The organism is Brucella sp. LJL56 (assembly GCF_054871705.1).
The window spans coordinates 80800-104843 of sequence record NZ_JBTXLQ010000001.1; the positions used below are offsets into that span (position 1 = coordinate 80800).

Sequence of the window (24044 nt, forward strand, 5' to 3'; positions counted from 1 at the left end):
ACTCTGTTTTTCAGCGCATCTTGTCCCGAAAACCGGTTTCCACTTTTCGGAATGCGCTGATTGCCTGAAAAGACTTTTGATTATGAAGGGCATCGCGTGACAACGCGGTGCCCTTCGTGTATCGGAACCCGAACACAACCAGTTGATCACAATCTGCGGAGAGCATCCAATGTCCGGTAAGCCCGCCTACAAACGCGTCCTTTTGAAAGCCTCGGGCGAGGCATTGATGGGCAGTCAGGGCTTTGGCATCGATGTTTCCGTCGCGGATCGTATTGCAAACGATATCAAGCAGGCGCGGTCGCTCGGCGTTGAAGTTGGTGTGGTGATTGGTGGCGGCAATATTTTCCGCGGCGTCGCTGTGGCCTCAAAAGGCGGAGACCGCGTCACTGGCGATCACATGGGAATGCTGGCTACAGTCATTAATTCGCTGGCACTTCGCACCTCCCTGCACAAGATCGATGTTGATTCCGTCGTACTTTCGGCCATAGCCATGCCGGAAATCTGTGAGAGCTTCTCGCAGAGAAAGGCCACGGCCTATATGGATGAAGGCAAGGTCGTAATTTTTGCTGGCGGCACTGGAAATCCTTTCTTCACGACAGATTCGGCAGCGGCTCTCCGCGCTGCGGAAATTGAAGCCGATGCTCTTTTGAAGGGCACACAGGTGGATGGAATCTACTCTGCGGACCCGAAAAAGGATCCTAATGCAACGCGTTTCGATCATTTGACTCACAAAGAAGTTCTCGACCGCGGGCTCGCGGTCATGGATACAGCCGCTGTTGCCCTTGCGCGCGAGAACAACATTCCGATAATAGTCTATTCCATCCATGAAAACGGCGGCTTGGCCGAAATTCTGCAAGGCAAGGGACGCTGCACGATCGTTTCCGATAATTGATCGACCTTTGCTGCGTAATGAAGGAGAAAATGTATGAGTGATGCTTTCGACATCAACGACCTGAAACGCCGCATGGAAGGCGCAGTCAATTCTTTGAAGCACGATCTGAATGGTCTTCGTACCGGCCGTGCTTCCGCCAGCCTGCTTGAGCCTATCACCATCGAAGCCTACGGCGCCACGATGCCGATCAATCAGGTTGCCAATATCACCGTTCCCGAATCGCGTATGCTTTCGGTTTCCGTCTGGGACAAGAGCATGGTAGGCGCCGTAGAACGCGCCATCCGTGATTCCGGTCTGGGCCTCAATCCGATCACAGACGGTATGACGCTTCGCATTCCGCTGCCGGAACTGAATGAACAGCGCCGCAAGGAACTGGTCAAGATCGCACATCAATATGCTGAACAAGGCCGTATTGCTGCTCGTCATGTCCGTCGCGACGGTATGGACACGCTGAAAAAGCTGGAGAAGGACGGCGACATCAGTCAGGATGACAGCCGGGTACAGTCTGAAAAAGTGCAGAAGCTGACCGACGAAACCATTGCAGAGATGGACAAGGTTGTTGCAGTGAAAGAAGGGGAGATCATGCAGGTTTAGGCCTTGCATGATTTTCATTGAGGGAGAGCTTCGCCATGTCCAATCCGCGCCACATCGCCATTATCATGGATGGCAATGGCCGTTGGGCGAAGGCACGCAATTTGCCGCGCAGCGCCGGACACAGGGCAGGCGTGGAAGCTCTTCGTGAGACGGTACGGGCAGCCGGGGACCGTGGCCTCGGCTACCTTACATTGTTTGCATTTTCTTCAGAAAACTGGTCTCGCCCCAGCGGGGAGGTGAACGACCTTCTGGGTTTGCTGAAGATTTTCATCCGTCGTGATCTTGCAGAACTGCATCGCAACAATGTGCGGGTCAGCATTATCGGCGAACGCGATGATCTTGCCGCCGATATTCGCGCCCTATTGATCGAAGCGGAGACGCTTACGCATCGCAATACCGGCCTTAACCTGATCATAGCCTTCAACTACGGTTCCCGCGACGAGATCGTTCGCGCCGTGCGAAGCTTGGCGCGCGATGTTGCTGCCGGGCTACTTGATCCAGCCTCAATTTCCAGTGAACTGGTTTCTGCAAATCTCGATACTGCCGGGATACCCGATCCAGATCTCATCATCCGCACAAGCGGTGAAATGCGCCTGTCGAACTTTCTGCTCTGGCAAGCTGCATATTCAGAGTTTCTGTTCCTGTCCATTCATTGGCCAGATTTCCGCTCGTCCGACCTTGATGCGGCGTATGAGGCTTTTCGCCAGCGTGAGCGTCGGTTCGGTGGTGTTGAAACGCGCGCCGGGCTGGAGGAACTTGAAAACGAAATCGCATGCCCTTCGACCAAGGGGGCGGCAGTCTAAGGTGGCTCCCGAGGGGCAGCACCATTGAAAATGCTCTAGTATGGCATAAGCCAGCCCGTCGAAAGGTCTCAATGTCCAATCTGCAAACCCGTATCATTACTGCCATTGTCCTCGGTGCAGCCGCCTTATGGCTGACATGGGTCGGCGGTTTGGGTTTCACATTGTTTTCGATTGCGATTGGATTGGCTATGTTCCACGAGTGGACGAGCTTGACCGAATCGAAACAGACATCGTTTTCGCGTCTGTTTGGCTGGGGATGGCTGGTATTTACCAGCATCCTGCTCGTAATGGACCGGAGCGCATTGCTGACAATTGGCGTTCTGCTCGTGGGCACCCTCATTCTTTTGGTCACACAATGGCGGGCTGGGCGAGGCTGGCCAGCGGCTGGACTTTTCTATGCCGGTTTCTCTGCCGTTTCCCTCTCGCTCCTGCGCGGTGACGAGCCGTTCGGCTTCACTGCGATTGTTTTCCTCTTCGCCGTTGTCTGGTCCACCGATATTGCAGCTTACTTCAATGGTCGGGCGTTGGGTGGACCAAAACTGGCACCGCGCTTTTCACCGAATAAAACCTGGTCCGGCGCCATCGGTGGTGCCGCTGCTGCGGTGGCCGGCGGCATTCTGGTTGCGTCTCTTGTGGCTGCGCCGGGTAGCTGGCTCGTACCGCTGCTCGCACTGTTGCTGTCTATTGTTTCGCAGATCGGCGACCTTGCAGAATCATGGGTGAAGCGCCAGTTCGGCGCAAAGGATTCCGGACGTCTTCTGCCGGGGCACGGCGGTGTTCTGGATCGCGTTGATGGGCTTGTGGCTGCTGCCGCACTTTTGTACCTGTTTGGTGCGATTTTTGCCGAGCCAGATGTGCCGTCCGCGATTTTTTTCAGTTTCTAAGAATGCAACGAACGAGTTTAGGGGTAGTTCAAAATCCATTCAGCTCTTCGTGGCTCGATAGCACTTTGTAAGGAGTAGTGATTTGCAGGAGGCGTTGGCCTTTTTTCTGGGTGGCGAAAGCCTGCTTGTCGGGACCATCATTCCATTTCTCTTTGTTCTGACCGTTGTGGTTTTTGTCCATGAAATGGGCCATTACCTGGTTGCGCGCTGGTGCGGCATTGGTTCTCAGGCTTTTTCTATCGGCTTTGGACCTGAGTTGATCGGTTTCACGGACAAGCACGGAACACGGTGGAAGATTTCTGCGATTCCGCTTGGTGGTTACGTCAAGTTTATCGGTGATGAGAGCGCCACAAGTTCTCCTGTCGATGTCGATAGCGCAAAACTGAGTGAAGATGAGCAGCAAAGGGCATTTCATACTCAACCTGTTTGGAAGCGCGCGGCGACCGTCTTTGCGGGACCTGCTTTCAACATCATTCTGACGGTCATTATCTTTAGCGTCTTCTTTGCACTTTATGGGCGACAGATTTCCGATCCACTTATCGCTGGCGTTCAGCCAGATAGCCCGGCAGCAGAAGCAGGGTTTGAAGCTGGAGATCGTTTTATCAGCGTTGATGGCGAAAAGATCACAACTTTTTCTGACGTACAGCGTATCGTATCGGGACGAGCAGGAGACAAGCTGAATTTCACCGTCGAACGTAATGGCAAGATGGTGGATCTGCAGGCTGTTCCGGCAATTGTCGAGCGAACCGACCCGCTTGGAAACAAGATCAAGCTAGGCGCTATCGGTGTGGAAACCACTGAAGCTGTCGGTAATTTTCGCCGGATTGAATATGGTCCTCTCGAATCAGTGGGGCAAGCTGTCATGGAGACAGGCTATATTATCAGCCGCACGGGGGAGTTTTTCCAGCGTTTCGCGGTAGGGCGCGAGGATAAATGCCAGCTTGGTGGTCCGGTCAAGATCGCCAACATGGCGGGCAAGGCGGCAAGTCAGGGTTTTGATTGGCTCATTCAACTGATGGCGATGTTATCTGTCGGCATAGGGCTTTTGAACCTGTTTCCGCTGCCTCCACTGGATGGTGGTCATCTGGTTTTCTATGCAGTCGAGGCCATAAAAGGTAGTCCGGTGTCTGCTGCGGCGCAGGAAATTTTCTACCGTGCGGGGTTCCTTCTTGTTATGGGATTTATGGGGTTCGTACTTTTCAACGACCTGTTTGCCTGCTAGATGACTCTCCGGCTGGCTCAGGTGGTGATCTTGGGGATCGGTGCAGGCTGGAGGGCTCCAGTCAGCTAACCGCTATGATACGTACCTTCGTCGATGAGGATCGGGGAAGGTGTTAAACAGAAGTGAAAATTGGGAGTGACTGCTAGAAAAGCTAAGCGATTTGTTTACCATAACGCTTGAATCGCGTGGCGCGGATGCCACGCTGGTTGCTTAAGTAAACAGAATTTAACCGTGACGCTTGCTTGTATGGAAAAACCGGGTATGACGGTTGTATCTGTACGTGCTTTTCTGGGTTAATCGCCCCGGGGACAGAAAAAACGAAGGTTCGGAAAGCCTATGACGGCAAGTTCTAAATTCTTTGGCGCCGCATCTGCGCTCGCCATGTCAGTGGCTCTTGTGGCTTCGGGTACTGCTGCACTCTCGCTGGCTTCGGTCAATGTTGCCGAGGCTGCTGTCGTTAGCCGTATCGAGGTGCGCGGTAATACACGCGTCGACGCACAGTCCATCCGTGACAACATTGAGATTCGTCCGGGCAAGGCTTTCACCAGCGCCGATATTGATGCTGCGGTGAAGCGTCTGTTCGCGATGGGTCTGTTCTCGGATGTTCGCATCAATCAGTCCGGCAATACGCTCGTCGTGAATGTTTCCGAGCGTTCGGTCGTCAACAATGTCCTTTTCCAGGGCAACAAGAAGATCAAGGATCCTGATCTCGCTCGCGCGGTTCAGCTCAAGGCTCGTTCGCCTTATGAAGCTGCAACGATGGAAGCTGACGTTGAAGCTATCAAGGGAGCTTACGCACATATCGGGCGCAGTGATGCGACTGTGAATGCGCGTACTGTCGATCTTGGTCAGGGACGTGTAAACGTCGTCTATGAAATCAACGAAGGCTCGCGCACGAAGATTGCAAACGTCGATTTCGTCGGCAATCAGGCATTTGGCTCCCGTCGTCTGCGTGATGTAATCTCGACCAAGCGCTCGAACCCACTTTCGTGGCTGACGCGTAACGACGTGTATGACGAAGGTCGTCTTCAGGCCGACGAGGAAACGCTCCGTCGTTTCTATTACAATCGCGGCTATGCGGATTTCCGCGTCATCTCATCGAATGCGGTTCTCGATCCTTCGACCAACGAATACACGATCACCATCACGGTTGATGAAGGTCAGCGCTATACGTTCGGCAATGTAAGTGTCGAAAGCAACGTTGAAGGCGTTGACGGGCAGGCTCTGGATCATCTGGTCAAGACTCGTTCGGGTAAGCCTTACAGCGCCAAGGAAATCGAAGATTCGGTGCTCGCGGTTACCGAAAATGTTGCTGGTAGTGGCTATGCCTTTGCAAAGGTCGAGCCGCGTGGTGATCGCGATTTCGATAATCACACGATCTCGGTCGTTTATAGTGTTGACGAAGGCCCGCGCGCTTACATCCAGCGTATTGAAATCCGCGGCAACGACAAGACCCGTGACTTCGTGATTCGCCGTGAATTCGACATGAACGAAGGCGATGCTTTCAATCAGGTTATGGTGCAGCGTGCGAAGCGTCGTCTCGAGGCACTTGATTTCTTCCAGACGGTCAATATTTCCACTGCGCCCGGTTCCGAGCCGGATCAGGTTATTCTGGTTGTTGATGTCGTCGAAAAGTCGACCGGCGAGTTCTCGATCGGTGGTGGTTATACGACCGGTGGCGAATCGCCGGGTGCTCAGGTTGAAGCTGCTATCACCGAGCGTAACTTCCTCGGACGTGGCCAGTATATTCGTATCAGTGCGGGCGCCGGTCAGGACGACATGCGCAATTACGGTCTGTCGTTCACCGAGCCATATTTCCTCGGTTACCGCCTCTCTGCTGGCTTTGACGTTTTCCGTCGTACGTACCGCGTAAATGACGATTACGACGTCGAGCAAACCGGTGGTACGATCCGTTTCGGTCTGCCGATCACGGACAACTTCTCCGCAGGTATCGCGTATAACCTCGTACAGGAAAAGTATGACCTGTTCCGCGCGGACCGGGATAATTTTTATGCCCCTGCTTTGCTTGAGGCGGCTGAAAATAGCCCGTGGATTCGTTCTTCGATCAGCTATTCGCTGACCTACAACTCCATTGATGACATGAAGAACCCGCATGACGGTCTTTATGGCAAGTTCACGCAGGAGTTTGCCGGTCTCGGTGGTGATGCGAAGTACATCAAGACAACCGCCAAGGCTAACTACTACAAGACGCTTTCTCAGGAAGCCGATATCGTCGGTATGCTGGGTGTTGGTGGCGGTTATATCCATGAATTTGGAAATGACGGCGTTCGCATCTTCGATTTGTTCAAGAACAATTCGGATATCATTCGCGGCTTTAAGTTTAACGGCATCGGCCCTTATCAGGACTCTGATAGCGGTAGACGCTATTGGCTGGGCGGTACGACCTATTTCAACGGTACGGCTGAAGTTCAGTTCCCGATGCCGCTCGTTCCGGAAAGCCTTGGTATCCGTGGCGCTCTGTTCGCAGATGCGGCAACGCTTTACGGTAACAATACCGACGGTGCTCTCGGCGACGACAAGAAGCTTCGCGCTTCGGCAGGTGTAAGCTTGATGTGGGCTTCTCCGTTCGGTCCGCTGCGCTTTGACTATGCGTTCCCGATCGCGAAGGCTGATACCGACAAGGTTCAGAACTTCAACTTCGGTGTCTCGACCAAGTTCTAATAGATTTGCCTTTTCCTGGGGTGTAACAACCCCGGGAAAGAAAGTGTTTTGATGGCAGATCCTGTTTTTTTCGCGCCTTCGCGTGAACTCACGATTGGCGATATTGCAGATTTTACCGGTGCAAGACTTCGTGACCCGAAGCTTGCGCCGCGTTCTGTTGCGCGTCTTTCTTCGTTGAAGGATGCATCTGACGGTTCACTTGCTTTCGTCGAGGGCAAGAAGAACGCCGACGGCCTCTCCTCGATCAATGCTGCAGGTGTTCTCTGCACGGAAGCTCTTGTAGATAGTGTGCCGTCGCATATAGCGGCACTGGTTACCCGTAATCCGCAACGGGATTTTGCATCTGTTGGTCGAATGCTGTTTCCAGCATCTGTCAGACCGGTTAGCTGGTTTGGAGAAACGGGTGTTTCTGCAGCGGCGATTATTCATCCATCCGCACATATCGAAGATGGCGCAACCATCGAAGCCGGAGCGGTGATCGGGAAGGGTGTGACCGTTGGCTCCGGTACGTTGGTTGCCTCAACAGCCGTCATTGGCGAGGGTAGCCAGATCGGTCGCAACAGCTATATTGCACCAGGTGTAACCGTTCAGTGTGCTTTCATAGGCAACCAGGTTTCGCTTCATCCAGGTGTTCGAATAGGACAGGATGGCTTCGGCTACGTTCCTGGCCCTGCCGGTTTGGAAAAGGTTCCCCAGCTTGGTCGGGTCATCATTCAGGACAATGTCGAGATTGGTGCTAATACCACGATTGATCGTGGTTCGTTGAATGACACCGTCATCGGTGAAGGAACGAAGATCGATAATCTTGTTCAAATCGCACATAACGTGCGATTTGGTCGTTTCTGTATTGTCGCGGCGCATTGCGGCATTTCCGGCAGTTGTGTCATTGGCGACCAGACCATGTTAGGTGGGCGCGTGGGGCTTGCCGATCATTTGATTATCGGCTCGCGCGTTCAGGTTGCCGCAGCGAGCGGCGTTATGAATGACATACCCGATGGGGAACGCTGGGGTGGTATTCCTGCGCGGCCTATCAAGCAGTGGTTCCGCGATATTGCGAACATCCGCAGCATCGGGCAATCGAGAAAGGAACAATCCTCTGATGAGTGATGCAAATCAGACAAAGCTGGAAGCAGCAGATATCCAGGATCTTCTGGCAGTGTTGCCGCATCGCTATCCGTTTTTGCTGATCGACAGGATTATCGACATTGACGGTGATGTCTCTGCAACCGGCATCAAGAATGTGACGATCAACGAGCCGCATTTCTCGGGACACTTCCCCGAAAAGCCGATCATGCCGGGTGTACTGATCGTTGAAGCCATGGCGCAGACAGCAGGTGCCATTTCGCTGCTTCAACGTAAGACCGGACGCCCCGGCGTGGTCTATTTCATGACCATAGACAATGCGAAATTCCGTCGCCCGGTTATCCCGGGAGATCGGCTTCTGCTGCATGTAAAGAAGATCAAGCAACGTGCAAATATCTCGAAATATGAATGCATCGCGGAAGTTGATGGTGTAAAGGTTGCGGAAGCTGAAGTCGCTGCAATGATCAGCACAGCCGAAGAAAGCCAGTGAGCATATCGATGAAAGAAACATTCATTCACCCCACCGCTCTTGTGGAGCAGGGTGTGGAACTGGGGCAGGGTGTGTCTGTCGGTCCCTTCTGTCACATTCAGTCTGGCGCCGTCATCGGCGACAATTCGGAATTGATGAGCCACGTAGTGGTAACCGGTGCAACAACGCTCGGCGCAGGCGGAAAGGTTTATCCCCATGCTGTTCTGGGGTGCGACCCGCAGAACAATAAGCATAAGGGCGGCCCTACCAAGCTGAATATTGGTGTAAACTGCCTTATCCGTGAAGGCGTGACCATGCACAAAGGGTCAGACAGCGCGCGGGGTTACACTTCCGTCGGTGACAACTGTTCGTTTCTTGCTTATGCGCACGTAGCACACGACTGTGATATTGGCGATTACGTTACATTTTCCAACAACGTGATGATCGGCGGTCACACGACAATCGGGCATCATGCCATTCTCGGCGGCGGGGCAGCGATACATCAGTTTGTGCGCATTGGACATCACGCTTTCGTTGGCGGTATGGCCGCTGTTGTAAGCGATCTTATCCCTTATGGCATGGCGATTGGTGTGCACGCTCATCTTGGCGGATTGAATATCGTCGGCATGAAGCGCTCGGGTATGGAACGCAAGGAGATCCATAATCTCCGCCATGCAGTCCGGATGCTGTTCGACCGCACGAAGCCAATTCGGGAGCGTGCCAAGGACGTTCTGACTACGATACCAGACTCTCCGGCTGTCATTGACATGATCGATTTCATTAATGTCGATACCAAGCGGGCCTACTGTACGCCTCCGCTTGATGCGGTCCATGGTGCGGCCGGGCATGACAGTAACGAAGATTGAGAAAATATCGCGTCTCGCAGATGATGCGGGACGCGTTGCGATTATCGCTGGCAATGGCCTGCTGCCGATCAATGTGGCCAGCGTTCTCGCGGCCGCAGGAAAATCGCCTTTCCTTGTGCCGTTGCGAGGAGAAGCCGATCCTACACTTTATAAATATGAACATCAGGAAATTTCGATCGTTGAGTTTGCAAAACTCGTGCGGTCCATGAAGGATGCCGGTGTGGATCGGGTTGTCCTTGCTGGAGGGGTGACAAGCAGGCCCCATGTCAGCGATCTGAAGTTCGACTGGCCCACTTTACGTGCGGTGCCTTACGTTTTGCGCGCACTGGGGCAAGGCGACGATGCCCTGTTGCGCGCGTTCATAGGCCTGCTGGAATCCTTTGGCTTCAAAGTTGTCGGAGCTCATGAGGTCGTCCCGGATTTGCTTTCCCCGTCACCGGCTCAAGTCCTGACTCGAAAAGTACCAGACGCCCGAGAACGTCATAATCTTGAACTTGCGATGGAATCTGCGCTTCGTCTGGGTGATCTTGATGTCGGGCAGGGTGCGATTGCAATTGGTGGTCGTGTCGTTGCTCTCGAAGGGGCGGAAGGCACCGATCAGATGATAGAGCGTGTACGCGAGTTGCGTGTAGCCGGTCGTATCCCTCGGCGGGGCGGCGTTCTCGTCAAGATGGCGAAACCGCAACAGGACGAGAGGGCGGATCTTCCGACCATTGGAATCTCGACAATAGATAAAGCCGTGCAGGCGGGTTTGTCAGGAATAGCGGTTGAGGCGGGTAGAACATTCATTCTAGGCTTCGGCGAGACCATCGCTGCAGCAAACGACAAAGGCCTTTTTATCGAAACGGTCAGTCGCGAGAGAAAGGATATCAAGAAGTGAGCACGACCAGCCGGCCATTGAAAATAGCAATCGTGGCCGGTGAAGAATCCGGTGACCTTCTTGGCGCGGATCTGATTGATGCGTTGCGGACCCAAACGGACCGTCTGGTCGATATTGTAGGGGTCGGAGGTGATCACCTCGCAGCTCGTGGAATGAAATCCTTTTTTGATCCACACGAGATTGCACTTATGGGACTGGGCGCAATTCTTAAAAATTTGCCGGGGCTGATGTTGCGTATCGGGCAGACGGCGCGGCGCATTGTTGCAGAGAAGCCGGATTGCGTACTCCTGATCGACAGTCCCGAGTTTACACATCGTGTTGCCAGAAAGATCAGAGCCGCGAATCCGTCAATTCCTATTGTGAAGTATATAGCGCCGAGTGTTTGGGCCTGGCGTCCGCAGCGTGCCCGGGCGATGAAGGCCTATTTCGATCATGTGTTGACTATTCTTCCGTTTGAAGTCGAGGTTATGCAACGCTTGAGCGGACCGAGTGCCACTTATGTCGGGCACCGCCTTTCCAGCTATGAACCGATATTGCATACGCGGGCTGCGCAGAAAGCTCTGGAAGCACAACGGACTGTTGGAACCCGGAAAACGTTGCTTGTTTTGCCAGGCTCGCGTCGGACTGAAATCCAGATGCTCATGGAGCCGTTCGGACAGGCTGTTGGCGAACTTGCGGCACGTGTCGAGAAACTCGACGTTGTTCTGCCAACACTGCCCCGTATTGAGGAAATGGTGCGGGATCTTTCTAAGAACTGGGCTATCAAGCCGCTCATTGTGCTGGGTGACGAAGAAAAGTGGAAGGCGTTTTCCCGCGCCGATGCGGCGCTCGCGGCTTCGGGAACTGTCTCGCTGGAGCTGGCCCTCTCGCGCATTCCTAGTGTGCTTTCCTATAAGGCGGACTGGTTCGCACGTAAATTTCTGATGCCTAAGATCACGATCTGGAGCGCAGCCTTGCCGAATATCATTGCCGACGAGCCAGTCGTTCCCGAATATTTTAACGAGTTTGTTCGTCCGGGAATGCTCGCCCGCAACCTTGAGCGGCTGATGCGTCCTGGGTCGGCACGTCAAGCGCAACTGGACGGTTTTGATAGGGTCGCTTCGATCATGTCAACCGAGCGCCCGTCTGGTGAGATCGGAGCGCAGGTCATTCTGGAACTGGCAAACAATTCCAGGAGCTGATGTTCAGATTCAGACAAGACATGAAAAACCCCGGCTACCAAAGGTAACCGGGGTTTTCTTGTAGGTCGGATACTTATTTGCGCTTTGCGAGCGGCACGTAATCGCGTTCGGGAGCGCCGGTATAGAGCTGGCGCGGACGGCCGATCTTCTGCTGCGGATCTTCGATCATTTCCTTCCACTGTGCGACCCAGCCGACGGTGCGGGCGAGAGCAAAGAGAACCGTGAACATTTCGGTCGGGAAGCCGAGAGCCTTCAGCGTGATGCCGGAGTAGAAGTCGATATTCGGATAAAGCTTCTTCTCAATGAAGTATTCGTCCGTCAGGGCGATCTTTTCGAGTTCCATCGCAACGTCGAGCAATGGATCGTCCTTGATACCGAGTTCGCCCAGAACTTCATGGCAGGTCTTCTGCATGATCTTGGCGCGTGGATCATAGTTTTTGTAGACGCGGTGACCAAAACCCATCAGACGGAACGGATCATTCTTGTCTTTTGCACGGGCGATGAATTCTGGAATACGGTCAACGGAACCGATTTCAGCCAGCATGTTGAGTGCAGCTTCATTTGCGCCACCATGGGCCGGACCCCAGAGGCAGGCAACGCCGGCAGCGATACATGCAAATGGATTGGCGCCAGAAGAACCGGCGAGACGCACGGTTGAGGTCGAGGCGTTCTGCTCGTGATCTGCATGAAGGATGAAGATACGGTCCATCGCGCGTGCCAGAACCGGATTGACCTTGTAATCTTCGCACGGAACGGCAAAGCACATGTGCAGGAAGTTCGATGCGAAATCGAGATCGTTCTGCGGATACATGAACGGCTGGCCGATATGGTACTTGTAGGCCATAGCGGCGAGCGTCGGAACCTTGGCGATCAGACGGATCGAAGCGACCATACGCTGATGCGGATCGGTGATGTCGGTCGAGTCATGATAGAAGGCTGACATTGCACCAACGCAACCGACCATCACAGCCATCGGATGGGCATCGCGACGGAAGCCCGTAAAGAACTTCGTCATCTGCTCGTGGATCATCGTGTGGCGCGTCACACGATAGTCGAAGTCAGACTTCTGGGTTGCCGTCGGCAATTCGCCGTAGAGAAGCAGATAGCAGGTTTCCAGAAAATCACCGTGTTCGGCGAGCTGATCGATCGGGTAGCCGCGATAGAGCAGCGTGCCTTCATCGCCATCAATGTAAGTGATCTTGGATTCGCACGATGCAGTGGATGTGAAGCCCGGATCGTAGGTGAACATCTGGGAATTCTTGTAGAGTGGACCGATATCAACGACGTCTGGTCCGACAGTGCCTTGTCGCACAGGCAGGTCGAATGTTTTGCCTTCTAGTGTAAAGCTGGCTGTCCTATCTGACATCGTGTTTCCTTTCATGTCCACTTTGCCGCCCGCACGACGGCAGAATTGTAATCGTCGTTATAATTTGTCTTTTATCTTTTGGCATAGTCCCCGGCCTGCGGGGACCATCAGCGTTTCACGCATTATCCTAACGATTTTGCCCGTCAAACTATCCCAAACGGTTCGTGATGCAATGCGTAATTTGAACTATTTACGCCGGTTTTGTCACGTCAGCGTGAATGTTCCCACCTTAACCGATTTGATCGCGAATACGTCCAAGTGACTCTTCGCGTCCAAGGACGAAAAGCACGTCGAACACGCCCGGAGAGGTGGCGCGACCAGTCAATGCTGCACGTAGGGGCTGTGCAATCTTGCCCAGTTTCAGCCCGGTTTTCTCTGCGTGAGTCCGTACGACGGCATCAAGCGATTCAGCGGTCCACTCTCCAGCTTCTTCCAAATCCGGGAGCACGGATTTAAGGACGGAGCGGCCTTCCTCGTTCAGGAGCGAAGCTGCCTTCTCATCAAGGTCGAGCGGACGGGCTGCAAAGATAAACTTCGATCCGTCGGCCAGTTCCACCAGAGTTTTGGCACGATCCTTCAAGCCAGGCATGGCCGCAAGCAATTGTGCGCTTCGCTTGTCGTCCAGAGCGTCTGCAATTTCCTTACCACCTTCGATTTCCGGCAGAACGGTGACGAGCGCGTCGTAAAGCGCTTTATCATCGCTGGCACGCATATAGAGGCCGTTAATTGCCTCAAGCTTTTGAAAGTCGAAGCGGGCTGCGCCCTTATTGATATCTTTGACGTCGAACCACTCGATCATTTGCTCGGTCGACATGACTTCGTCATCACCGTGACTCCAACCGAGGCGCACGAGATAGTTGCGCAGGGCTGCGGGCAAATAGCCCATTGCACGGTAAGCATCGACACCCAGGGCGCCATGACGCTTGGAGAGTTTTGCGCCATCGGCACCATGAATGAGGGGGATATGCGACATTTGCGGTACGTCCCACCCCATCGCATCATAGATTACGGTCTGTCGCGCGGCGTTGGTAAGATGATCGTCGCCGCGAATGATGTGCGTCACACCCATATCGTGATCGTCGACCACAACCGCATGCATATAAGTCGGCGTACCGTCGGAACGCAGAATAATGAAATCATCGAGATCCTTGTTCGGGAAACGCACGTCGCCCTGCACAGCATCCCGAACGAGGGTTTCGCCTTCCTGCGGAGCTTTGATCCGGACGACGGGCTTCACGCCTGCAGGCGCTTCAGACGGATCGCGATCACGCCAGCGACCATCATAGCGCGGCGGGCGGCCTTCCGCCCGTGCTTTCTCGCGCATTTCTTCCAGTTCTTCTGGCGTTGTATAGCAATAATATGCCTTCCCAAGAGCGACGAGTTCTTCCGCTACTTCACGATGGCGAGGTGCGCGTTCAAACTGTGAGATGGCGTCGCCGTCCCAATCCAGACCTAACCAGGTCAGCCCATCGAGAATGGCAGCGGTCGCGGCGTCTGTGGAACGTTCCCGGTCGGTGTCTTCGATGCGCAGCAACATCTTGCCGCCATTGTGCTTGGCGTAGAGCCAGTTGAACAAGGCAGTGCGCGCACCACCGATGTGCAAATACCCCGTGGGCGAGGGGGCAAAACGGGTAACGACCGGTTTCGACATGATAGCTCCACTATGTCATGCGCCTTTTGAGAGTAGCGGCGAATGCCGAGACACTGGCGCAAACTTGAATTCTAACGCCTGCGGGAGAAACTCCGGCAGGCAATCGGGGTTCGTGATGCGAACCCACTCGATTTCGGCTGCGGTTCATGTAGCATAGGCAGCAATGTGCGCAAGGGTTTCACATCCCTTTCGTGCTGATGTGCCGTCGTTCTTTCGGGGTATTTCGGCGGTTTGGGCTAACTTTTGCGGTCAGGCGGGGGCATGACAGGCATCAGGGAAGCGAGCAATGCTAACGAGCGGGCGCTTGTCAGAAGCATGCCCGATGGTCTGTTGCGTGCTTTGTTGCCAGAGGCTTGGCCCCAGAATGAAACAGAACCTCCGGCAAATCCGGAATTGGTCAAGCCGCCTGTGCTCAGCCGGCGTGAGCGTCTACTCTCCATTCTCTTCGTTGCAACTGATCAGGTCAGGGCAGCAATTGAAACTGAAGCCGGGCGAGGCGTATTTTTTCTCTTATTGCCAGTTTTCGCCGGTGTTGGCGCAATCATCTATTTTACGCTCTCATTCGAACCTGCGTGGACACCACTTCTATCCATGCTTGCGATCGCCGTCGGTTTGCGAATTGCAACGCGAAGGCACCATGTCGCTACGCAAGGCACAACGTTGGCCATCGCTTTGATAGCCGGTCTTGTGGTCGGCAAATGGGAGACGGAGCGTCGTGCAACGCCGATGCTGGGCTCCGATGTAGCGACACGTGTGACGGGACGGGTTATTGCGCTGGAGTATCAGGATAACGAAAGCTGGCGGATAACGCTTGATGTGCTCCAGACCGAACGCCCCAAACTCCGTTTTCCGCCCAAGCGCATCCGCGTCAATGCAAGGGACATTCCTGCATCGACGGTGATCGGCGGCGGACTGACGGGTTTTGTCCGATTGCGAACCCCTTCAGGCCCGGTTCGCCCCGGCAACTATGATTTCTCGTTTCACGCTTATTTCAATGGGATTGGCGCCAATGGTTTCTTTCTCGGAACACCCAAAGTGGCGACGGTTTCTCCGCCAGATGAACTGACTGCGGAAATTTCCCAGTGGATTGCCATGTTGCGTGTTCGGGTGTCTGAACGAATCGAGGAAGTGATAGGTGGGGAGGATGGCAGTGTCGCCTCGGCACTCGTAGCAGGCACGCGGGCCGGGATTAGTGAGCAGACGAATGAAGATCTGCGCAAAGCGGGGCTTGCGCATATTCTGTCGATCTCCGGCTTGCATATGGCGCTTGCAGCCGGAGTCGTCATGCTGACGTTGCGCTCTCTTTTCGCTCTTTTTCCGGCCTTTAGCGTGCGGCATCCCGTGAAGAAGTATGCGGCATTTCTCTCCCTGCTAAGCTGTACTTTCTATCTTGCGATGTCGGGTGCGGATGTGGCCGCACAACGAAGCTATGTAATGATCGCGGTTATGCTTGGTGCATTGCTGGTGGACCGTGCTGCGATCAGTATGCGTAATCTGGCGATTGCGGCCATAGCTATGATTGCAATCTCGCCGCATGAAATATTGGGGCCGAGTTTTCAAATGTCTTTTTCGGCTACGGCCGCGTTGATTGCAGGTTTTGCCTGGTGGAGCCAGCGCAACGTGATCGGGCAGGTTGGAGCGGGAAAGCGTGGGAAGACCACCTATGGTTTCGCTGGAAAAGTCCTGAAGCCTATCACGGCTGCGGCTGGTACCTCGCTCATTGCCGGACTGGCGAGCGGGATTTTTGCAGCTTATCATTTCAACAACACAGCGCCGTTCGGTTTGGTAGGAAATGTCCTCGCTGAGCCCGTAATAGCTCTTCTCGTAATGCCGTTTGCTGTCTTCGGCCTTGTGTTGATGCCATTGCAACTGGACTGGGTGCCTTTGCAGATCGTGGGCTGGGGTATCTTCGCTGTCAGACACATTGCCTCTTTTGTTGCGGCGTGGTCCCCCGATGGCAATCCCGGCGCCATGCCTGCACTCACTCTCGTTTTCTGGACCATTGCGCTTGTTCTGGCTGTTGTTTTGTCGACTAGACTGAAGGTGTTGGCGCTGCCCTTCATCGTTCTTGGGTTCGCTGCTTTCGTCAGGGAACCTTTTCCCGACATCGTGGTATCAGAAGATGCCAAACTGGTTGGAGTCCGACTGGCTGATGGGAGATTTGCAGTCAATCGGAGCCGTCCGTCGCAATTTACAGTCGATAATTGGAAAACAGCATATCTGGTCGAAGAATTCATTGCACCGCCATCGGGCAAAAACAGAAAACGAACGGATTCGGATGGGTTCGAATGTGAAGATGGATTGTGCACGATCAACTTGCGCGATGGCCACACACTGGCCTACACAGCAGATATCGCGATGCAAGAGATCGCCTGCAACATTGGCGATGTGGTCATTCTCGCTGTTCCTGGCAAGGAATCTTCGTGCGGGCGCTCAACAACTCTGAGCATCAGTAAACGCGATCTGGCGCTAAAGGGATCTGTGGAGATAAGACTCGGAAAAGCAGCAGAACAAAACCGAACTCCTCAGGCCTTATCCTTAATTTCACCCAAAACAACGAAAGCTGAGGCGGCATCGCCAACATCTGAGCTGCAACAGGACAGCCGGATAACATTTGCTGTCGATACACCGAGCCGTCCCTGGCATTTGCATCGCATCCATTCACGTCCGGCACGCGGTTTAGCGGAACGCGAGTACAAACCAAAATCCCGCTCTGCCCAAAATGCAGCGAGCTGTTCATCAGACGCCAATGATGATGCAAATCGCTGCGAATAATCCTGGAAGGCTCCCGGCTAAAAGGGAACTTTGGATACGCTCTATCTCTTTGCTTTACGCATTTTCCAGCGCAAAGCCGTTTCTCTTTTTGCCGGAAACATCTTAATAGCGGCGGATCAGGCCAACAAGCTTACCTTGAACCCGTACTCGGTCAGGGCCGAAGATTCGTGTCTCATAGGCAGGGTTGGCTGCTTCGAGCGCGATGGATGCACCCTTACGACGAAAGCGCTTCAATGTGGCTTCTTCGTCATCGACGAGAGCGACGACGATTTCACCAGGATTTGCGGATTCGCCACGCTTGATGATGACTGTGTCTCCATCGAAAATTCCGGCATCGATCATTGAATCGCCTCTGACCTCGAGAGCGTAATGCTCACCCGCACCAATCATTTCTGGCGGAAGGTTGAGGGAATGGGTCTGATTCTGGATGGCTGAAATCGGCACACCAGCAGCAATTCGCCCCATGACCGGCACGGAAACAGTTGCAGACGTGTCGTCATTCGTGGCCACAGGGGCAGGGCGCAACGGTGGAGGCGGCGGCGCTTTGCCAAGGCTACCTTCGATAACGCTAGGAGCGAACTTCTTTTGTGCATTGAGCCCTGGAGCAATAGAATCCGGCAGGCGCAGGACCTCAAGCGCACGTGCTCGGTTCGGCAAACGACGAATGAAGCCACGTTCCTCCAGAGCGGTGATCAGACGATGGATACCCGATTTTGAAGCCAGATCGAGCGCTTCCTTCATTTCATCGAAAGACGGGGGAATGCCCGTTTCTTTTAGACGTTCATGAATGAACAGCAGAAGCTCGTGCTGTTTACGGGTTAACATGCGCGACACCCTCCCGGCCAAGAATCGAGAAAAACAAAACCAGAACGAACACTATATGTTCCAGTCTTGTTCTGCAATGGTTTTAAAATCATTAACGCTTGAGCCGAGAGCGAACGGAATGCCATGCTTGCAGAGCTTTATTTGCAAGTCAGGGCAATGTGAAGTTTAAATAATATATAATTTACAATAGATTATATGTTGTTCTTCATGCATTATCGAGGTCGAAAGTTGTGTCAAATCTATAGCATGAGGACACGGCAATCGTCGCCGACCGCAGCCTCTGGGGCGTTCTCATCCCTGATGAGAAGTGCTTTCGAGCCGACGAGAGCCGAAAGCATAGACGAATCCTGGATTGGAAATGGCTTTGCTATCAGAGTTCCATCCGGGGTTGATTCGATTGTAGCTCGGATATAATCGCGGCGGTGGTCATTCGCAGGTAGGGTCGCGTCCAGCTTTGCGGGCCGGATATCGGCATCGAGGCTGGTTCCGGCAAGCTTGGCGACAAGCGGACGGAGAAAGACAAGGCTACAGACGAGGCTCGAAACGGGATTGCCTGGCAAGCCTATAACATGCACAATTTTGCTGTTCACACTGATGCGTCCGTACATCAGGGGTTTGCCCGGCCTCATGGCTATCTTCCAAAAATCGAGATTGACGCCCAATTTCTGAAGCGCGCCATGCACAAAATCCCGATCACCGACGGACGCGCCGCCAATCGTCACCAGAATGTCGATGCCACTTTGCAGGCTGTCTGCTATAGCCTGTTCGATCTTGGCAGGATCGTCCGGAATAATCCCCTTATCTTCAGGGCTGCCGCCCGCTCGCCTTATGATTTCAGCGATTCCGACGCTGTTTGACGCAACAATCTGGTCTTTTCCGGGTGTTTCACCCGGCGCGACAAGCTCATCACCGGTCGCGACGATTGCCACCTTGGGTTTTTGGAATACGTCGATTTTCGCGTGTCCGCTTGCAGCGGCGAGCGACAGGGCAGCGGCATCCAGCTCACGTCCGCTCGAAATGACGATATTACCAGGCGAAAAGTCGAGCCCCGCGCGGCGTATATGCCGTCCCGGCTCTATTCCTTCGTGAACAGTGAGCCGGTTACCCGAACGCTCGGTATGTTCCTGAATGACAATTGTGTCTGTGCCTTTGGGCAATGGCGCGCCGGTGAAAATGCGAACCGCCTGTCCGATCCCCAATTTGCCCTCGAAGCGATTGCCCGCCGCCGATTCACCGATGATGTCGAAAACGACTGGATAAGAGATGTTGTCCGGTGCGATCAGGGCGTAACCATCCATTGCCGACCCGTCGAAAGGCGGCTGGAGAAAATGCGCCAGCACAGGTGTTGCAACCACGCGCCCGCCCGCATCGGACAAGGTGACTTGCTCTTTGCCGTGCGGTTCCGCAGATTTCAGGATGCGGGCCAGTGCTTCATCGACCGGGAGAAGGGACATGGTGTTTCCTCTCGAACTGAATTGTGGACCCGTTTAGAGCATAAAGCCTGTCTGGAAGAATTGATCCAGAACAAGGTTCAGCGATTATGCCGTCCAGTCACCTGATTTGCCGCCGCTTTTTTCGGTAACGCGGATGCCGCCGATCTCCATATGTTTGTCGACGGCTTTGGCCATGTCATAGATGGTAAGACACGTTACGGAAACGGCAGCGAGGGCTTCCATTTCCACGCCAGTGCGTCCTTTGAGCTTGGCGAGTGCGCGAACGCGCAAACCGGGTAGTGCCTGATCCGGTTCGATTTCGACAGCGACTTTGGTCAGCATAAGCGGATGGCAGAGGGGAATCAGGTCGGCGGTCTTTTTTGCCGCCATGATGCCTGCTAGACGCGCAGCGCCAATGACGTCACCCTTCGCGGCATTGCCTTCCAGAATGATCGCCAGCGTTTCCGGCTTCATTCTGACCGATCCTTCGGCTGTGGCTTGGCGTTCAGTTTCATCCTTGGCCCCAACATCCACCATATTGGCAGCACCGGTCTGGTCGATATGGGTGAGCTTGGACGTCATTGGTCAGGCCTTGTCGGTCAGGAGTTCACGGGTGGCCGCCGCGACATCTTCCCGGCGCATCAGGCTCTCGCCGATGAGGAAGGTCCCGATTCCGGATTTTTCCAAACGCAGGCAATCTTCGTGTGTGAATATGCCGCTTTCACCAACCAGAACACGATCGGAAGGTGCCATTCTCGACAGGCGTTCCGACACGGCGAGATCAACCTCAAACGTACGCAAATTGCGATTGTTGACGCCGAGCAGACGCGACGAAAGCTTCAGTGCGCGTTCCATCTCGGTTTCGTCGTGAACTTCGATGAGTGCATCCATGCCAAGATCGAACGCGGTTTCTTCCAACGCCTTTGCCAGATCGTCATCGACGCTAGCAAGAATGATCAGAATGCAGTCCGCACCCCAGCTACGCGCTTCATGCACTTGGTATGTATCGAACAGAAAGTCCTTGCGCAGGGCTGGGAGACTGCAAGCGTTACGCGCTGCTGTCAGAAATTCCGGTGCTCCCTGAAAGGATGGCGTATCAGTCAGTACGGAAAGACAAGCGGCACCGCCGGCCTCGTAGGCTTTTGCAAGTGCTGGCGGATCGAAATGAGGGCGGATGAGGCCCTTCGAAGGGCTTGCCTTCTTGATCTCGGCGATCAGTGCAAATTCACCAGCAGCGCGTTTGGCCTCCAGCGCGCTGAGGAAACCGCGCGGCGCTTCCTGATCCTGTGCACGCGCCTTGAGATCGGCGACGGTGCGTTCGGCCTTGGCCGCAGAGATTTCTTCGCGCTTGTATGCCTCGATCTTGCGCAGAATGTCGGTGGACATGACTTAATCCTTTCCGTCAGGCAGCTTTGTCGTTCGAAACGGCAATCACCTTCTGCAAGACAGCAAGTGCTGCACCGCTGTCGATGGATTGCGCTGCGAGAGCGATGCCTTCTTTCAGATCCTTCGCTTTGCCTGCAATGATGAGTGCTGCACCTGAATTGAGCAGGACGATGTCTCGATAGGCATTTTTACTGCCTTCAAGCACGCCGAGCAAAGCCTTGGCATTCAGCGAAGCCTCGCCACCCTTCAGTTCTGCCGGATCGCAACGACGGAGTCCAACTTCTTCCGGCGTGATTTCAAAAGTACGGATTTGACCATTTTCAAGAGCGGCAACTTGTGTCGTTCCAGCGGTGGTCATTTCATCAAGCCCGTCGCCGTAAACTACCCAGGCTGCTTCGGAGCCTAGTTCCTTGAGCACTTCAGCCAACGGTACGAGCCATTGCGGAGCAAACACGCCAACAAGCTGACGTTTGACACTGGCCGGATTGGAAAGAGGGCCAAGGAGATTGAAGATAGTGCGTGTTCCGAGTTCGACGCGGGAGGGACCAACATGGCGCATGGCGGAGTGGTGCATCGGTGCAAACATGAAACCGAGGCCGGCTTCGGTGATGCTGCGGCCGATGATGCTCGCGTCGGCCTCGATATTGATGCCGAGAGCAGCTAGCGCATCGGCGGCACCGGAACGTGAGGAGAGGGCGCGGTTGCCATGCTTGGCGACAGGAACACCAGCACCAGCGACAACAAACGCCGAGCAGCTTGAGACATTGTAGGAACCCGACTGGTCACCACCGGTTCCGACAATATCGATTGCGTCGGCAGGAGCTGAAACTGCCAGCATCCGCGAGCGCATGGACGCAACCGCACCGGCAATTTCTGGTACCGTTTCACCGCGCACACGCAATGCCATCAACAGCCCGCCGATCTGCGACGGAGTTGCTTGTCCCGACATCATTATATCGAAGGCGGTCCTGGAATCCTCAAGCGAAAGCGGCTCGCCTGATGCGGCTTTCGCGATATAGGGTTTTAGATCAGCCATTTTTGATGCCCACCGTCCTTAAAACGCCAGAGCGTTGTTGATGACGGCCTGATTTATCTTCACAGGGTACTGCTTCTGTAGTTCGCCGACGAGCTGTTCGAGAACATCGTCCGATAGCGATGTGGCCAGATACTTCTGCTGCTGTTCCGGAATAGCTTCCGGGCCAGCTCCTGCGGGTTCGGTTACTTCAACAACCTTGAACAGAATCTGGGCGTCGTCCGAAGGTGCTGCAGCGCTCCCGGTGAAACCATCTGCTCCACGGAAAATCTGAGCCGCTGCGGCCGTTCCGATATCGGCATCGTTGGTCGTACGGACAACACCACGCTTGGTCTGTTTCTCAACCCCCATTTCGGAGGCAATCGTGTTGAGTGTCGCACCGCCATCGAGGCGCTTCTTCAGGTCTTCCACCCGCTGGTTGAGGCGCTTGACAGCTTCCTCGCCCTTCCATGCCGCTACAACCTTGTCCTTGACCTCGTCGAGCGTACGTTCACGTGCCGGAGTTACGCCATCGATCTGGTACCAGAGATAGCCGATATTACCCATGGTCAGGGCATCGTTTTCAAAACCCTGATCGGCTTGGAAAGCAGCAGAAAGCAATGCTTCGGAATTTGGTAGTTGAACGGGATTGCCGGAAGGATCGTTACCCTCGGCATCAACGGCTTCCACGGTAACGGATTTGAGGCTCAGTTTCTTTGCCACATCAGACATGGATGCGCCGTCGGAACGATCCTGTTCGTAGGAATCATGAATGCCGCTGATGCTGCTTGCCGCGATATTATTTGCAAGCGTGGTGCGAATTTCACCTTCAACTTCAGCCAGCGGCTTCACATGGGCCGGTTCAATCTGCGTCACGCGCAGGATAACAGGGCCAAAACTACCCTTGACGACCTGGCTCACGCCATTTTCTGAAAGTGCAAAAGCTGCATCGGCAACCGCTTGATCGGGAATAGCGGATTTTTCAAACGAACCAAGTTTCAAGTCGTCTTCTGTTTTGCCTTGTTCCTTGCCGATATCGACAAAGCTGGTTCCAGCGGCGATTTTCTGCTGGGCGGCTTCAGCCGCTGTATCGTCAGCAAAGCTTAGCTGCTCGATGGTGCGCTTTTCGATTGTGCTGAAGCGGTCCTTGTTCTTTTCGTAATATTCGTTGATTTCATCCTGCGTGACGGCAGACGGATCGGCAATGTCCGTCGGTTCCAGCTTCACATAGGTTATCTTCCGGTATTCCGGCGCCTTGTACTCGTCCTTATGCGCGTCAAAATAGGTCTTGAGCGCATCATCGGACGGGGCCGGGACGGTATCGGCTTTTTCAGCCTGAATGGTCACATAATCAACGCTGCGGGTTTCACCCTGATAAAGGGCCAGCGCCTTCAAGGCCGCATTCGGGAGCTTGATGCCATCGGTGGCGGCTTCCACGATCTGCTGGCGGCGGGCGACTTTCGCGCGATTGTCGAGGTAGTCCTGCGCGCGAATGCCGGATTGACGAAGCACTGCATCGAACTGCGCGCGATTGAAGTTGCCGCTTGCGTCATGGAAAGCGGGATCTTCGCCTGTCAGCCGTGCAATTCCGTCCTTGGAAAGGCCGAGTTGCATGTTACGCGCACCTTCGTCCAGAACTACACCTGCTGCGAGCTGTGCGAGTACCTGATTTTCGACGCCGAGCGCCTGCGCCTGTTCGCGCGTCAGACGCTGGCGAAACTGCTGCGACAGACGCATCATCTGTTGTTCGTAGGCGAAACGATAGTCGGTGGCACTCACTTCGGAATCGCCTGCGGTCAAAGCGGCGGTGCCTGTCAGGCCGCCGCGAAAGACATCGGAGATGCCCCAAATCGCAAAGCTCAGTACAAGCAGGCCAAGCAGAAGTTTGGCGACCCAGGATTGAGCGGCGGAACGCAGGCTGTCGAGCATTGGAAACCCTTCAAGAATAAATCGAAGCTCGGCTTTTATAGATAGAGCCAGTCAGGGGATAACCTCAAGCCAGCCCTATATGCAAGGTCTCATTGCATATAGGCACTCAAG

Annotated in this window: 20 protein-coding genes; 12 read left to right on the plus strand and 8 right to left on the minus strand. The window is 54.4% G+C overall.

Annotated features, from left to right (window positions below):
- Nucleotides 1–169: 169 nt before the first annotated feature.
- From pyrH to lpxB, 11 genes are all read left to right on the plus strand, one after another.
- A complete protein-coding gene (gene pyrH, locus ACYSN1_RS00460) occupies nucleotides 170–892 on the plus strand; it encodes a UMP kinase (RefSeq protein ID WP_140021403.1) in 723 nt (240 codons plus the stop codon).
- Nucleotides 893–925: 33 nt separating this feature from the next.
- On the plus strand, nucleotides 926–1486 hold the full coding sequence (gene frr, locus ACYSN1_RS00465; RefSeq protein WP_105542026.1) for a ribosome recycling factor: 561 nt from the start codon (nucleotides 926–928) through the stop codon (nucleotides 1484–1486).
- Between the two features lie 35 nt (nucleotides 1487–1521).
- The gene (locus ACYSN1_RS00470) at nucleotides 1522–2289 is read left to right on the plus strand and encodes an isoprenyl transferase (RefSeq protein ID WP_461723954.1); all 768 of its coding nucleotides are present in this window, start codon (nucleotides 1522–1524) and stop codon (nucleotides 2287–2289) included.
- 71 nt (nucleotides 2290–2360) lie between these two features.
- Entirely contained in the window at nucleotides 2361–3173 is an 813-nt protein-coding gene (locus tag ACYSN1_RS00475) for a phosphatidate cytidylyltransferase (protein ID WP_461723955.1), read from the plus strand.
- An 82-nt stretch (nucleotides 3174–3255) separates the two neighbouring features.
- Complete coding sequence (rseP, locus tag ACYSN1_RS00480) at nucleotides 3256–4395, plus strand: RIP metalloprotease RseP (protein WP_461723956.1); 1140 nt, start codon at nucleotides 3256–3258, stop codon at nucleotides 4393–4395.
- A gap of 336 nt (nucleotides 4396–4731) precedes the next feature.
- Nucleotides 4732–7077, plus strand: coding sequence for an outer membrane protein assembly factor BamA (gene bamA, locus ACYSN1_RS00485; protein ID WP_461723957.1), 2346 nt, complete (start codon nucleotides 4732–4734; stop codon nucleotides 7075–7077).
- A 51-nt stretch (nucleotides 7078–7128) separates the two neighbouring features.
- The gene (gene lpxD / locus ACYSN1_RS00490) at nucleotides 7129–8184 is read left to right on the plus strand and encodes a UDP-3-O-(3-hydroxymyristoyl)glucosamine N-acyltransferase (protein ID WP_461723958.1); all 1056 of its coding nucleotides are present in this window, start codon (nucleotides 7129–7131) and stop codon (nucleotides 8182–8184) included.
- Entirely contained in the window at nucleotides 8177–8650 is a 474-nt protein-coding gene (gene fabZ / locus ACYSN1_RS00495) for a 3-hydroxyacyl-ACP dehydratase FabZ (RefSeq protein ID WP_461723959.1), read from the plus strand. Before lpxD ends, fabZ begins: the two co-directional genes overlap by 8 nt.
- 8 nt (nucleotides 8651–8658) lie before the next feature.
- Nucleotides 8659–9495 (plus strand): acyl-ACP--UDP-N-acetylglucosamine O-acyltransferase, encoded by an 837-nt coding sequence (gene lpxA / locus ACYSN1_RS00500; RefSeq protein WP_461723960.1) that lies wholly within the window; start codon nucleotides 8659–8661, stop codon nucleotides 9493–9495.
- Nucleotides 9476–10375, plus strand: coding sequence for an LpxI family protein (locus tag ACYSN1_RS00505; RefSeq protein ID WP_461723961.1), 900 nt, complete (start codon nucleotides 9476–9478; stop codon nucleotides 10373–10375). The genes lpxA and ACYSN1_RS00505 overlap by 20 nt, the downstream gene beginning before the upstream one ends.
- Nucleotides 10372–11556, plus strand: coding sequence for a lipid-A-disaccharide synthase (lpxB, locus tag ACYSN1_RS00510; protein WP_461723962.1), 1185 nt, complete (start codon nucleotides 10372–10374; stop codon nucleotides 11554–11556). Before ACYSN1_RS00505 ends, lpxB begins: the two co-directional genes overlap by 4 nt.
- A 73-nt stretch (nucleotides 11557–11629) precedes the next feature.
- Here the strand turns inward: lpxB and gltA are convergent, their stop codons facing one another.
- Both gltA and gltX read right to left on the minus strand, forming a co-directional pair.
- A complete protein-coding gene (gene gltA, locus ACYSN1_RS00515) occupies nucleotides 11630–12922 on the minus strand; it encodes a citrate synthase (RefSeq protein ID WP_461723963.1) in 1293 nt (430 codons plus the stop codon).
- A gap of 229 nt (nucleotides 12923–13151) precedes the next feature.
- Nucleotides 13152–14573 carry a glutamate--tRNA ligase gene (gltX, locus tag ACYSN1_RS00520; protein WP_461723964.1) on the minus strand — a complete coding sequence of 474 codons (1422 nt, stop codon included), beginning with the start codon at nucleotides 14571–14573 and terminating at the stop codon, nucleotides 13152–13154.
- Between the two features lie 261 nt (nucleotides 14574–14834).
- Here gltX and ACYSN1_RS00525 point away from each other — a divergent pair, with 261 nt between their 5' ends.
- Nucleotides 14835–17348 (plus strand): ComEC/Rec2 family competence protein, encoded by a 2514-nt coding sequence (locus tag ACYSN1_RS00525; RefSeq protein WP_461723965.1) that lies wholly within the window; start codon nucleotides 14835–14837, stop codon nucleotides 17346–17348.
- Nucleotides 17349–17450: 102 nt separating this feature from the next.
- Here ACYSN1_RS00525 and lexA read toward each other — a convergent pair whose 3' ends face one another.
- The 6 genes from lexA to ACYSN1_RS00555 all read right to left on the minus strand — a co-directional run bounded on the left by lexA (nucleotide 17451) and on the right by ACYSN1_RS00555 (nucleotide 23933).
- Nucleotides 17451–18173, minus strand: coding sequence for a transcriptional repressor LexA (gene lexA / locus ACYSN1_RS00530; RefSeq protein WP_461723966.1), 723 nt, complete (start codon nucleotides 18171–18173; stop codon nucleotides 17451–17453).
- A 239-nt stretch (nucleotides 18174–18412) separates the two neighbouring features.
- Nucleotides 18413–19627, minus strand: a complete 1215-nt coding sequence (locus tag ACYSN1_RS00535; RefSeq protein WP_461723967.1) for a molybdopterin molybdotransferase MoeA — start codon at nucleotides 19625–19627, stop codon at nucleotides 18413–18415.
- Nucleotides 19628–19711: 84 nt separating this feature from the next.
- Nucleotides 19712–20188 (minus strand): cyclic pyranopterin monophosphate synthase MoaC, encoded by a 477-nt coding sequence (moaC, locus tag ACYSN1_RS00540; protein WP_461723968.1) that lies wholly within the window; start codon nucleotides 20186–20188, stop codon nucleotides 19712–19714.
- Between the two features lie 3 nt (nucleotides 20189–20191).
- The gene (trpC, locus tag ACYSN1_RS00545; RefSeq protein ID WP_461723969.1) at nucleotides 20192–20992 is read right to left on the minus strand and encodes an indole-3-glycerol phosphate synthase TrpC; all 801 of its coding nucleotides are present in this window, start codon (nucleotides 20990–20992) and stop codon (nucleotides 20192–20194) included.
- Nucleotides 20993–21008: 16 nt separating this feature from the next.
- A complete protein-coding gene (gene trpD / locus ACYSN1_RS00550) occupies nucleotides 21009–22028 on the minus strand; it encodes an anthranilate phosphoribosyltransferase (protein ID WP_461723970.1) in 1020 nt (339 codons plus the stop codon).
- An 18-nt stretch (nucleotides 22029–22046) separates the two neighbouring features.
- Nucleotides 22047–23933, minus strand: coding sequence for a peptidyl-prolyl cis-trans isomerase (locus ACYSN1_RS00555; protein WP_461723971.1), 1887 nt, complete (start codon nucleotides 23931–23933; stop codon nucleotides 22047–22049).
- Between the last annotated feature and the right edge of the window lie 111 nt (nucleotides 23934–24044).